Source organism: Streptomyces sp. NPDC059008, assembly GCF_042749045.1.
GTDB lineage: Bacteria > Actinomycetota > Actinomycetes > Streptomycetales > Streptomycetaceae > Streptomyces.
The window spans coordinates 39,562-51,810 of record NZ_JBHYJC010000050.1 but is presented as its reverse complement, the minus strand read 5'-3'; the positions used below and the strand labels follow the sequence as shown (position 1 = coordinate 51,810).

At 72.5% G+C, this 12,249-nt stretch carries 11 protein-coding genes; 6 read left to right on the top strand and 5 right to left on the bottom strand.

The window, feature by feature from the left end; all coding sequences use genetic code 11:
* Positions 1-183: 183 nt before the first annotated feature.
* From ACFWZH_RS34140 to ACFWZH_RS34130, 3 genes are all read right to left on the bottom strand, one after another.
* Positions 184-1,035, bottom strand: a complete 852-nt coding sequence (locus ACFWZH_RS34140) for an EamA family transporter (RefSeq protein ID WP_384440388.1) — start codon at positions 1,033-1,035, stop codon at positions 184-186.
* A 149-nt stretch (positions 1,036-1,184) separates the two neighbouring features.
* Positions 1,185-2,840, bottom strand: coding sequence for a penicillin-binding transpeptidase domain-containing protein (locus ACFWZH_RS34135; RefSeq protein ID WP_384440384.1), 1,656 nt, complete (start codon positions 2,838-2,840; stop codon positions 1,185-1,187).
* 186 nt (positions 2,841-3,026) lie between these two features.
* Positions 3,027-4,802, bottom strand: a complete 1,776-nt coding sequence (locus tag ACFWZH_RS34130) for a dolichyl-phosphate-mannose--protein mannosyltransferase (RefSeq protein WP_384440381.1) — start codon at positions 4,800-4,802, stop codon at positions 3,027-3,029.
* Between the two features lie 82 nt (positions 4,803-4,884).
* On the opposite strand from ACFWZH_RS34130, the gene rsmI reads away from it, so the two are divergent.
* The 6 genes from rsmI to ACFWZH_RS34100 all read left to right on the top strand — a co-directional run bounded on the left by rsmI (position 4,885) and on the right by ACFWZH_RS34100 (position 10,493).
* Complete coding sequence (rsmI, locus tag ACFWZH_RS34125) at positions 4,885-5,751, top strand: 16S rRNA (cytidine(1402)-2'-O)-methyltransferase (protein WP_384440378.1); 867 nt, start codon at positions 4,885-4,887, stop codon at positions 5,749-5,751.
* Positions 5,752-5,946: 195 nt separating this feature from the next.
* Positions 5,947-6,405 carry a hypothetical protein gene (locus ACFWZH_RS34120; protein WP_384440375.1) on the top strand — a complete coding sequence of 153 codons (459 nt, stop codon included), beginning with the start codon at positions 5,947-5,949 and terminating at the stop codon, positions 6,403-6,405.
* Positions 6,406-6,495: 90 nt separating this feature from the next.
* A complete protein-coding gene (locus tag ACFWZH_RS34115) occupies positions 6,496-7,371 on the top strand; it encodes a TatD family hydrolase (protein ID WP_384440372.1) in 876 nt (291 codons plus the stop codon).
* 167 nt (positions 7,372-7,538) lie between these two features.
* Complete coding sequence (locus tag ACFWZH_RS34110) at positions 7,539-8,693, top strand: ubiquitin-like domain-containing protein (protein ID WP_384440369.1); 1,155 nt, start codon at positions 7,539-7,541, stop codon at positions 8,691-8,693.
* Between the two features lie 22 nt (positions 8,694-8,715).
* Entirely contained in the window at positions 8,716-9,594 is an 879-nt protein-coding gene (gene rsmA / locus ACFWZH_RS34105; protein WP_384440366.1) for a 16S rRNA (adenine(1518)-N(6)/adenine(1519)-N(6))-dimethyltransferase RsmA, read from the top strand.
* The gene (locus ACFWZH_RS34100) at positions 9,591-10,493 is read left to right on the top strand and encodes a 4-(cytidine 5'-diphospho)-2-C-methyl-D-erythritol kinase (protein ID WP_384440362.1); all 903 of its coding nucleotides are present in this window, start codon (positions 9,591-9,593) and stop codon (positions 10,491-10,493) included. Before rsmA ends, ACFWZH_RS34100 begins: the two co-directional genes overlap by 4 nt.
* Before the next feature lie 44 nt (positions 10,494-10,537).
* Here the strand turns inward: ACFWZH_RS34100 and ACFWZH_RS34095 are convergent, their stop codons facing one another.
* Entirely contained in the window at positions 10,538-10,993 is a 456-nt protein-coding gene (locus ACFWZH_RS34095) for a hypothetical protein (RefSeq protein WP_384440359.1), read from the bottom strand.
* 390 nt (positions 10,994-11,383) lie between these two features.
* Complete coding sequence (locus ACFWZH_RS34090; RefSeq protein WP_384440356.1) at positions 11,384-12,148, bottom strand: alpha/beta hydrolase; 765 nt, start codon at positions 12,146-12,148, stop codon at positions 11,384-11,386.
* Between the last annotated feature and the right edge of the window lie 101 nt (positions 12,149-12,249).

The following is a 12,249-nucleotide window of genomic DNA, read 5'->3' as shown; positions in this document are numbered from 1 at the left end:
AAGAGACAGGCCTGTTGTGTGGACGTAAAGCGCAGCAGTCCACACAACAGGCCCCGCAGGACCGCCCCCGGCACCCACCACCGACACGGCGTCCCCGGCCCACAACCCCCTCCGCTCCCGCCGAAGGCGGGAAAAGAACAACAGAAGAGGCACGGCGGGCCACCCGGCAACGTGGGAAGCGCCTCACCCCGCGTGCAGCATCAGCCCGATCCCGACCACCATCAGCCCGGCCGCCGCGATCCGCGGCAGGCCGAACCGCTCCTTGAAGAAGAGGGCGCCGATTGCCGCGCCGACGATGATGGAGGACTCGCGCAGGGCGGCGATGGGGGCCAGGGCGGCGCGGGTCTGGGCCCACAGCACCAGGCCGTAGGCGAAGACCGACAGGACGCCGCCGGCCAGGCCGCGTACGGCGATGGGGCGCAGCTCGGCGAGGAGCCGCCGGCGGCGGGTGGCGAGGGCGTAGGCGGGGATGGCGAGGCCTTCGAGGATCATCAGCCAGGCGATATAGCCGAGGGGGGTGCCGGAGGCGCGTACGCCGAGGCCGTCGACGGTGGTGTAGGCGGCGATGGACAGGCCGGTGGCGAGGGCGGCGACGAGGGCGGGCCAGTGGGGTCGGGCGCCCGAGCCGCGGATGCCCCACAGGGCCACGCCGACCAGCCCCGCGGAGGCGAGCGCCACACCGGCCAGCGCCCAGCTGTCGGGGATCTCGTGCACGAAGACGGCCGCGAGGACGGTGACGACCAGGGGGGCGGTACCGCGGGCGATGGGGTACATCTGCCCGAAGTCGCCCAGCTGGAACGACCGCATGAGCAGCGCCTGGTAGACGACGTGCAGGACGACGGAGGCCAGCAGGTAGGGCCAGGCGCCGGCGGCGGGCAGCGGGGTGAAGCCGGCCAGGGCGGCGCCGCAGACGGCACCGCCGCCGCCGACCAGCGTGAAGGCCAGCAACTGGTCGCGTATGCCGTGCGCGATGGCGTTCCAACTGGCGTGGGTGACGGCGGCCAGCAGGACGGCCGCGACGACGAGGGGGGTCACTCGGAGCGCTCGCGCACGCCGGTGGTCCGCGGTGTGGGGGAGGCGTAAACGGTCATGGCCCGCACGCTAGCGAAAGGTGTACCGGCCATGCGAAGCGGATTCCAGCCGATGAGACGAGGCGGGGGACCCGTGGGGTCCCCCGCCGCCGCTCAGTTCGCGGTGAGGATGGCGCGGACCACCGGGCCCGCGTTGGTGCCGCCGTGGCCGCTGGCCGGGACGACGGCCGCCGCGGCGAGGTCGTCGCGGTAGGCGGTGAACCAGGCGTTGGGCTTCTTCTGGCCGTCGACCTCGGCGGAGCCGGTCTTGGCGCCGATGTCACCGCCGACGCCGGACATCGCCTGGGCGGCCGTACCGGACGTCGCGGTCAGCTTCATCAGCGACTTCAGGGCCGCGGCGGTGCCCGGCTTCATCGTCCGGGGGGCCTTGGCGAGCGTCCGGTTGTCCAGCGACGGCGAGACGATGTACGGCTGGTGGAAGGAGCCGGCGCGGACCGTCGCGGCGAGCGTGGCGACGTTGAGCGGGTTCATCCGCACCCCGCCCTGACCGATCAGCGAGGCCGCCATCTGCGCGTCCTGCTGCACCGGCACCGCGCCGTCGAAGGTCGGGATGCCGGTCTGCCAGTTCAGGCCGATGCCGAAGACGTCCCGGGCCTCCTTCGTCAGGTCGTCGTTCTTCAGCTTCTCGGCCTGCGAGATGAAGGCGTTGTTGCAGGACGCCGCGAAGCTCTGCGCGAAGGTGCCGGTCTTGATCTCGGTCTTGTCGAGGTTCTGGAACTTCCAGCCGCCGACGGTGACGTACTTGGGGCAGGGGTGCGGCTTGTCCGGCGCGGTCATGCCCTTGTCGATCAGCATCGCCGAGGTCACGATCTTCATCGTGGAACCGGGGGCCAGCGACCCCTGGGTGGCGAGGTTGAAGCCCTTCTCCGGGGCGTTGGCGATCGCCAGGATCTCGCCGGTGCTGGGCTTGACGGCCGCGGCGGCCGCGGACTTCTTGCCCTTGACCGCCCGCTCGGCCGCCGACTGCAGCGTGGCGTCCAGGGTGGTCTTGAGGGTGCCGGGGGTGCCCTTGGAGAGCACCTTCAGCGTCTTTTCGGGCTGCTGCTCGGCCGGCTTGGCGCTCTTGGCACGGTGGATGAACAGCTCCACGCCGGGCTTGCCGCCCGTCTTGTCGCCGTACTTGTCGCGCAGGCTGTCCAGCACCCCGGCCAGCGTCGGGTGCGCCTTGGGGGTCAGCTCCTTGCCGTTGCGGTCCACGGCCTTGATGGGGGGCGCCTCGGCCTCGCCCGTGCGCAGCTCGTCGCCCTTGGCCAGGTCCGGGTGCAGCACCGTCGGCCGCCAGGCGATCCGCGGCTCACCGGTGGTCTTGTCGCGCTGCACCGTCGCCGACGTGCGGTACGAGTAGGTCGCCTTGGCGCCCTTGTAGTCGATCTGCGTGGTGACGGTGTACGGGACCTTGTCGCCGGCCGGGGTGCCCGGCGTCACCGTCACCTTCGAGAACTTCGCCTGCTTGCTGAAGGCCGCGAGCGCGCTTCGGGCCTCCTGGGGGCTGTCCGTCAGCCCGGCCGCCTTCGCCGCGTCGCCGGACTGCCAGGCGGTCAGGAACTCCTGCCCCGCCGTCTGCACCTCCTTGGCCGACAGCGGACCGGTCGGAACCTCGGGCCCGGAGTCGCCCGGCTTGGCGTCCGCCGACCTGACCTCCTGCGGGGAGTCGTCGTCCGAACCGCCGAACAGCGTCAGACCGCCCACGACTCCCGCCACCAGGGCCACCGATCCGCCGATCAGCCCGTACCTCACCTCACGGCGCATGCCACCGATCCCCTCCCAGGAGTCTCGTCCTTGAATACGCACACAAGAACGTGCATCGCACTCTAAGGGACACGGGGAAATCGCCGAGTCTCGATCCGGGCACGGTCCGGTGACGCGCTGTTGTAGGGCTGTTACGGAATTGTCGAACTCTCCCGTGACCCGCGCCCGGCCGCGCGTGGCCCCCGCTCAGACCCAGCTGTCGAACCACATCCGCTGGTGCCAGGCCGACTTGGGGATCGGCATCCCCGTATAGAGCGGATAGAAGTAGATGAAGTTCCAGATGATCAGGAGCGCCAGGACGCCGGCGCCCACCGCGCCGATGGTGCGGCGGCGCTCCGTCGAACCCGGCGGGCCGATGATCGCGCCGATCATCATCGCCAGCGCCAGACACAGGAACGGGACGAACACCACCGCGTAGAAGAGGAAGATCGTTCGTTCCTGGTAGAGGAACCAGGGCAGATAGCCGGCCGCGACGGCGCAGGCGATGGCCCCGGCCCGCCAGTCCCGCTTGAACAGCCAGCGGTAGAGCACGTACAGCAGCGCGAAGCAGGACGCCCACCACAGCAGCGGGGTGCCCAGCGCCAGCACCTCGCGGGCGCAGCCCTCGGCCGCGGTGCAGCCGTCCTGGCCGGCCTTGGGGTCCTCGTAGAAGTACGACACCGGGCGGCCCAGGACCAGCCAGCTGAAGGGGTTGGACTGGTAGGTGTGCGGGGTGGTCAGTCCGGTGTGGAAGTTGTAGACCTCGGTCTGGTAGTGCCACAGGCTGCGCAGCCAGTCCGGCAGCCAGGTCCAGCCGCCCAGCCGGCCCTCGGGGGAGGTCGCCCAGTCGCGGTAGTAGCCGCCCTTGGTGGCGATCCAGCCCGACCACGACGCGAGGTAGGCGGCGAGGGCGACCAGGACCGTCGAGCCGAACGCGGGCAGCACGTCGCGGCGCAGCGTCGAACGGAAGGGGTGGCGGGCACCGGCCGTACGCCGGGCCGCGACGTCCCACAGCACCGACATCAGGGCGAACGCCGCGAGGAAGTACAGCCCGTTCCACTTCGTGGCGGCGGACAGGCCCAGGCACAGGCCGGCCGCGATCCGCCAGGGCCGCCACCCCAGCCGCAGCCGGTCGCCGACGGAGTCCTCCGGCCGCGCCACTCCTCCCCCGTTCTCGGCTTCGCTCGAACGGGAGGTGCCCCCAGGCCCGATCGGCAGCGCCGCCGCCAGCCGGCCCCGGCTGCGGTCCCGGTCCACCAGCAGGCAGCCGAACGCGGCCACCACCCAGAACATCACGATCAGATCGAGCAGGGCGGTGCGGCTCATGACGAAGTGCAGCCCGTCCACCGCGAGCAGCGCGCCCGCCAGGCAGCCCAGCGCCGTGGACCGCATCAGCCGCCGCCCGATACGGCAGATCAGCAGCACCGACAGGGTGCCCAGCAGCGCCACCGTGAACCGCCAGCCGAACGGGTTCATCCCGAACGCCCACTCGCCGAGCGCGATCAGCCACTTGCCCATCGGCGGGTGCACGACATAGGAGTGCTCCGGCGAGAGCATGATCTGCGGCGGGTGGGCGACCAGCGCGTCGTTGGCGGTCTTGGCCCAGGTGCCCTCGTAGCCGTACTGCAGCAGCGACCAGGCGTCCTTGGGGTAGTACGTCTCGTCGAATATCACCTTCCGCGGGCTGCCCAGGTTCCAGAACCGCAAGGCCCCCGCGACCAGCGCCACCAGCAGCGGAGCGGCCCAGCCCGCCCAGCGGGTGAGCCGGGCCGCGGCGGCCGGGCCCGCGCCGAACACCGCCCACAGCCGGCCGCTCGGCTCCGGGAAGCCGGGCACCAGCCGGGTCCGGACGTCGGCCTGCGGGCGGGCCGGATACCCGAAGCGGCGCAGCCGCCGCTGCCACACGGGGGGCGCCTGGGCCGGCCCCGGGGCGCGGTGCGCGGCGGCGTCGGTCGCGGTGGTGTCACTCGTCACCCGGCCCATCGTAGGGAAGGGCCCTGTGGACCGGCGCGGAGCGCCACCCGCTGATGCCGACCGGCCCGGCGCGTCCTGGGAGGATGGGCGGGTGACTGGAACGCTGGTACTTGCAGGGACGCCCATCGGCGAGATCGCGGACGCGCCGCCGCGGCTCGCCACCGAACTCGCGGCCGCCGACGTGATCGCCGCCGAGGACACCCGCCGGCTGCGCCGGCTGACCCAGGCGCTGGACGTGACACCGGCCGGCCGCATCGTGTCGTACTTCGAGGGCAACGAGGCGGCCAGGACGCCCGAGCTGGCCGATGCGCTGTCCGGCGGCGCGCGGGTGCTGCTGGTCACCGACGCCGGGATGCCCTCGGTCTCCGACCCCGGCTACCGCCTGGTCGCCGCGGCCGTCGAACGCGGCATCAAGGTCACCGCCGTACCGGGCCCCAGCGCGGTGCTCACCGCCCTGGCCGTCTCCGGCCTGCCGGTGGACCGCTTCTGCTTCGAGGGCTTCCTGCCCCGCAAGGCCGGCGAGCGGCGCTCCCGGCTGCGCGAGGTCGAAGGCGAGCGGCGCACCCTGGTCTACTTCGAGGCGCCGCACCGGCTGGACGACACCCTCGCCGCGATGGCCGAGATCTTCGGTGCCGAGCGCCGCGCCGCGGTCTGCCGCGAACTGACCAAGACCTACGAGGAGGTCAAGCGCGGCCCGCTGGGCGAGCTGGCGGCCTGGGCGGCCGAGGGCGTCCGCGGCGAGATCACCATCGTCGTGGAGGGCGCCCCCGAGAGCGGGCCCGAGGAGCTGGACGCCGGGGAGCTGGTGCGCCGGGTGCGGGTGCGCGAGGAGGCCGGGGAGCGGCGCAAGGAGGCCATCGCCGCGGTCGCGGCGGAGGCCGGGCTGCCCAAGCGGGAGGTCTTCGATGCGGTGGTCGCAGCGAAGAACGCTATGAAAACGCCCACATCGGAGGGGTGAACCGACCCTTCGGAAGGTAAATGGCTGTCCTGAAAGGTAAAGCGAAGGGCGGCGCGGTCGGACCTTTTATATGCCTACTGCCAAATCTGGGCCAATAGGGTCCACGATCCGATGCGTTTCGGCCGGGATAGGCGTCCACTGGGGGTGGGACGAACGGTTCCCGGACGCCTTGTCCAGCGGACAAGAGGAGCGCACATGAGCGAGATCGTGAAGACCACTGGTATCCCAACCAGCGGAGTCCACCCCGGCCCCAGGCCCGAGCCCGCAGCGCACGAGGCCTATTCCTTTGCCTGCATGAAGTGCGGGCACGGCTGGGAGCAGGCGTACGAGATAGTCCACCAGACCGACGGCAAGGGCGAACTGCACGTCGTCTACTACGCGGACGGCGAGCGGGTGCCCTCCCCGCTGACCCGCCCCACCTGCCTGAACTGCGGCAGCAACGTCGTACGCATCATGCGCTCCGGCCAGGTGTCGATGGTCTCCGACGCGATCGCGAGCATGCACCAGCGCCAGCCCGCCGGCGAGAAGAACGGGAAGAAGAAGCACGTCCCCAAGGAGCGCACCGGCAGCACCGCCGAGGGCGCCCCGGAGGCCGGCCGGCACCACTGGCACCTCTCCGACCTGCTGCACCCCTTCCAGCACCACCGCAGGTGAGGCCTGGGGCCTGTCCGATGGGCCATGGCCGGGTCCGTGACCCTGACCCATCGGACAGACCCTGGCCGCGGCCCTCGTAGGATCGCGGCCATGGCCCCGCAGGACAAGAACACCCCGCCGCCGCTGCCCGAACCGCTTCGGGTGGCGGTCGCGGACTCCCACACCCACCTGGACATGCAGGATGCGACCGTCGAGGAAGCCCTCGCCAAGGCCGCCTTGGTCGGGGTGACCACCGTCGTCCAGGTGGGGTGCGACCTCGCCGGCTCGCGGTGGGCCGCGGAGACCGCCGCGGCCCACGAGGCCGTGCACGCCACCGTCGCGCTGCACCCCAACGAAGCGCCGCGCATCGTCCTCGGCGACCCCGACGGCTGGTCGCGGCAGGGCGCCCGGGAGGCCGGCGGGGACGGCGCCCTGGACGCCGCGCTCGCCGAGATCGACAAGCTGGCCGGACTGCCGCAGGTCCGCGGCGTGGGCGAGACCGGCCTGGACTACTTCCGCACCGGGCCCGAAGGCATGGCCGCCCAGGAGCGGTCCTTCCGCGCCCACATCGAGATCGCCAAGCGGCACGGCAAGGCCCTGGTCATCCACGACCGCGAGGCCCACGACGACGTGCTGCGGATCCTGCGCGAGGAAGGCGCACCCGAGCGGACCGTCTTCCACTGCTACTCCGGCGACGCCGCGATGGCCGAGGTCTGCGCCGCGGCCGGCTACTTCATGTCCTTCGCCGGCAACGTCACCTTCAAAAACGCCCAGCCGCTGCGGGACGCGCTCGCCGTCGCCCCGCCCGAACTGGTCCTCGTGGAGACCGACGCACCCTTCCTCACCCCCGCGCCGTACCGCGGACGGGCCAACGCCCCGTACCTCATTCCGGTCACCCTGCGGGCGATGGCCGAGGTCAAGGGGATGACGGAGGACGCACTGGCCACCGCGATCGCCGCGAACACCGCGCGCGCCTTCGGCTACTGAGCCCGAGGGGGGTGGGCCGCGCGGCTCCCGACGGCCCGCCCACCGCGGCACAGGGCCATCCGGGGTACCCCGAATTGACTACTTCGCGTAACTGATCGACTTTGGAGAGTCACCACCTCTCCGCTACATTCCGGCCGTCAACCGCATCCGGGCATGTGGAGCGCGCCGTGAGTCAGTCACCAAGCAGCCACCGCGCCGCGCGCGGCCGTCGCAGGCGCCGCGCCGAACCCCCCGAAGCGCTGCGCCGGGTACTGCCCCGTGCCCTGGTCGTGGCCTTCCTCGCCGGCGGCACCACCGCCTTCATCGCGCACGACAAGGCGGTCCGGCTCAGCGTCGACGGCACCCCCCGCACCCTGCACACCTTCGCCGACGACGTCGACGACCTGCTCGCCGACGAACAGCTCGACATCGGCGCCCACGACATCGTCGCGCCCGCCCCCGGCACCGAGCTGACCAGCGGCGACGAGATCCATGTCCGGCACGGCCGGCCGGTCGTCCTCACCGTCGACGGCCAGCGCCACCAGGTGTGGACCACCGAGGACACCGTCGACGGCGCGCTCCGCCAGCTCGGCGTGCGCGCCGAGGGCGCCCATCTGTCGGCCTCCCGCTCCCGGCGCATCGAGCGGCACGGCATGGAGCTGGCGGTCCGCACCGAACGCTCCGTGGTCTTCGTCGCCGACGGCCGCGAACACCGGGTGCGCACCAACGCCGCCACCGTCCGCGAGGCCCTGGCGGAGGCCGGACTCGCACTGCGCGACCAGGACACCACCTCGGTGCCGCCGGACAGCTTCCCGCGCGAGGGCCAGACCGTCTCCGTCCTGCGCATCACCGGCTCCAAGAAGGTCCGCGAGGAGCCCATCGCCTTCCGTACGGTCAAACGGGCCGACCCCTCGCTGACCCGCGGCACCGAAGCGGTCGTCCGGCAGGGGCGGCCCGGGGTGCGGCGGGTCACCTACCGGCTGCGCACCGTCAACGGCGTCAAACAGAAACCGAAGCGGACGCACACCGAGGTCGTACGCGCCCCCCGCCCGCAGATCGTGCACATCGGCACCAAGGAACTGCCCGACTCGGTGAGCGGCGCCGACCACCTCGCCTGGGACGCGCTGGCGCAGTGCGAGGCGGGCGGCCGGCCCGACGCCGTCGACGCCTCGGGCACCTACGGCGGGCTCTACCAGTTCGACGTCGGCACCTGGCACGCCCTCGGCGGCAGCGGCCGCCCCCAGGACGCCCCGGCCCAGGAGCAGACCTTCCGGGCCAAGAAGCTCTACATCAGCCGGGGGGCGAGCCCGTGGCCGCTGTGCGGCCGTAAGCTTCACGGGTGAACGAGCGCAGCGAGGCCCTGGCATGAGCAAGAGCACCACCGACGATTCCGGCCCCCTCCTGGGCCCCGCCGACATCCGTGAGCTGGCCGCCAGGCTGGGCGTACGTCCCACCAAGCAGCGCGGCCAGAACTTCGTCATCGACGCGAACACCGTCCGCCGCATCGTGCGGACCGCCGACGTGCGGCCCGACGACGTCGTCGTCGAGATCGGTCCGGGCCTGGGCTCGCTGACGCTGGCGCTGCTGGAGGTCGCCGACCGGGTCACCGCCGTCGAGATCGACGAGGTGCTGGCCGCCGCGCTGCCGTCCACCGTCGAGGCCCGGATGCCCGACCGCGCCGACCGCTTCGCGCTGGTGCACAGCGACGCCATGCACGTCACCGAGCTGCCCGGCCCCGCGCCCACCGCGCTGGTCGCCAACCTCCCCTACAACGTCGCGGTGCCCGTGCTGCTGCACATGCTCGCCACCTTCCCCTCCATCGACCGCACCCTGGTCATGGTCCAGTCCGAGGTCGCCGACCGCCTCGCCGCCCGCCCCGGCAACAAGGTCTACGGAGTGCCCTCGGTCAAGGCCAACTGGTACGCCGAGGTCAAGCGGGCCGGCGCCATCGGCCGCAACGTCTTCTGGCCCGCCCCCAACGTCGACTCCGGCCTGGTCTCCCTCGTACGCCGCGACAAGCCGGTCGAGACGACCGCCTCCCGCGACGAGGTCTTCGCCGTCGTCGACGCCGCCTTCGCCCAGCGCCGCAAGACGCTGCGGGCCGCGCTGTCGGGGTGGGCCGGCTCCGCCGCCGCGGCCGAGGCCGCACTGCTCGCCGCCGGGGTCTCCCCGCAGGCCCGCGGCGAGGCGTTGACCGTCGAGGAGTTCGCCCGGATCGCCGAGAACAAGGAGGCGGGCAAGTGACGCAGTCGGTGACGGTGCGCGTACCCGCGAAGGTCAACGTCCAGCTGGCGGTCGGCGCCGCCCGCCCCGACGGCTTCCACGACCTGGCCAACGTCTTCCTCGCCGTCGGCCTGTACGACGAGGTCACCGCCACCCCGGCGGACACCCTGCGGATCACCGCCGAGGGCCACGACGTCGACCAGATCCCGCTGGACCGGACGAATCTGGCGGCCCGCGCCGCCGAACTGCTCGCCGCCCGCCACGGCATCGAGCCGAACGTCCACCTCCACATCACCAAGGACATCCCCGTCGCCGGCGGCATGGCCGGCGGCAGCGCGGACGCCGCCGGTGCCCTGTTGGCCTGCGACGCCCTCTGGTCCACCGGCGCCACCCGCGCCGAACTCCTGGAGATCTGCGCCGAGTTGGGCAGCGACGTCCCCTTCAGCCTGGTCGGCGGCGCCGCCCTGGGCCAGGGCCGCGGCGAGCTGCTGACGCCCCTGACCGTCGGCGGCACCTTCCACTGGGTCTTCGCGGTCGCCGACGGCGGCCTGTCCACCCCGGCCGTCTACCGCGAGTTCGACCGTCTGACGGCGGACACGGACGTGCCCGAGCCGGAGGCGGCACCCGAACTGCTCGCCGCCCTGGAATCCGGCGACGCCACCGCTCTCGCCGCGGCCCTCACCAACGACCTGCAGCCTGCCGCGCTCTCGCTGCGCCCCGACCTCACCGCCACCCTGGAAGCCGGCACCGCCGCCGGCGCCCTGGCCGCACTGGTCTCCGGCTCGGGCCCGACCACGGCGTTCCTGGCCAAGGACGTGGAGTCGGCGCAGCAGGTGGCGACGGCACTGCTGGCGTCGGGCACCTGTCGGGCGACGCGGGTCGCGGAGGCGCCGGCAGTCGGCGCGACGGTCCTGGGGTGACGGGCGGGGGCCGGGAGCCTGCTCCCGGCCCCCGCCGCGCGCTCCTACTCCGCCCCCTCCTCCTCGATCGGGCGCACGAACTCCAGTGTCCACGTCTCTTGGAACTCGGGCTGGGGCGCGACGAGTTGGATCTGTGCGCCACGATGTCCGGCGCGCCAGGCGAGCCCCTTGTCCGACAGGACCTTGATCCCGCCGACGACCCCTTCGAACGTGAACTGCGCCCATTCGGCGCGCGGAACGCTGTTGACGTAGAGCTTTTCCTCGGCAACCACGAGGCCGGCTTGGTCGTGATAGGCGAGTCGGATCACATACGGCGCCCCCGGTACGGGCTCCGTCGGCTCGATGATCCACTCCTGCTCGATGGGGAGGGGGTTGAGCCGGTCGGTGATGACCGGAGCGCCGTTCTTGACGGCGTACTCGGTGGCTGTCACCAGGCTGGTCGGGCCGATGATGTGAGCGTGGATCTTGTAGATGCCGGGCCGTACAGGGATCGCAGTCATGCGTGGAACTCCCTATCTCTCACGGTTCGCTCGCCGCTGGCGTCTCGCCACCGGGTCGGACCCACTCTCTCCGTTCACCAGGCGCTATAAAAGGTGATAAATAGCCAAGCAGTGTACAGTTCAGGCAAATCGGACTAAATTGCGAATGCGTCTGTACGGCAGGGCGTTCGCCCGCGCTGCGCACCTACCCCGGCACGCTGGGCGGATGGTCACCCACAAGAGGTAGAGGGGCGTGAAGGGGCCCAGGGGGCGCGGGCGGGCGCCGTTCCCGTTGCCGCCGTACGCCAGGAGCGCTCAAGTGTCCGGCAGCGCGGCGCCTTCCGCGGCTTGGTCGCGCGGTCACGGGACGCCGACTCCGGTCCGCGGCAACGGCCGGACCCGATCACGCCCTCACGAAGAGCGACCGGCGCGCACCGCGCCCCCGGCAGCCTCGGTCAGCACCCCCGCCACCAGCCGCCCCGCCTCCACCGCGTGTGCCGCGGTCGTCGGGACGCAGCGGTTCGTCGTCGGGTCGAACTCGGTCATGATCACGCCCGCGTGGTCGGTGGCCGGTTCCTGGAGCGCCGCGGGACGGCCCGCGGTGCGCAGGGCCTCCGCCAGATCGCGGGAGTGGCGGGCGTCCAGGACCACGTCCCGGCTGCCGTGGACGAGGTGGACCGGGACGGCCGGGTCCAGGCCCGCGGCGAGGTCGGTCAGCGGCGCGGAGCCGGTGGTGCGGGCCGGCAGGTCGTAGCGGCCCGCGAGGCCCACCACCGCGCTCGGCCGCCATCCGTCGGCGACCTCGGGCCGCAGGGCGACGCCCAGGGTCGCTCCGGCGCCCGCCGACCACCCGGCCAGCGCGAACGACTCCCCGTCGCCGCCCAGCCCGCCCGCCTCCTTGCGGACGAAGCAGAGCGACTCCAGCAGATGCCCGCGCCCGCCGTCCGCGGCGTCCGGACGCCAGTCCGGTACGAGGACCAGCAGGCCCCGTGCCGCCGCGGTGCGCGCCAGAGGGGCGAGGACGTCCCGCTCGTCGGGGCCGGCGCCGTGCCAGAGCAGCACGGTCGGTGCCGGGCCCGGTGTTCCCGCCGGGCGGTAGAGGTCCAGTCGCTTGCCGCTGGGGCCGTAGACCAGCCCGCGTTCCGTCTCCACCGCCGTACCCGTGTCGGATGTCATGGTGATCACGCTAGCCAACGGGCGGGGAGCTCCGCTCCGGACCGGCGGTTTCCGCACGCCGACTACGCTGGGAAGGTCGATCGACCCGAAGCGCAGGAGTG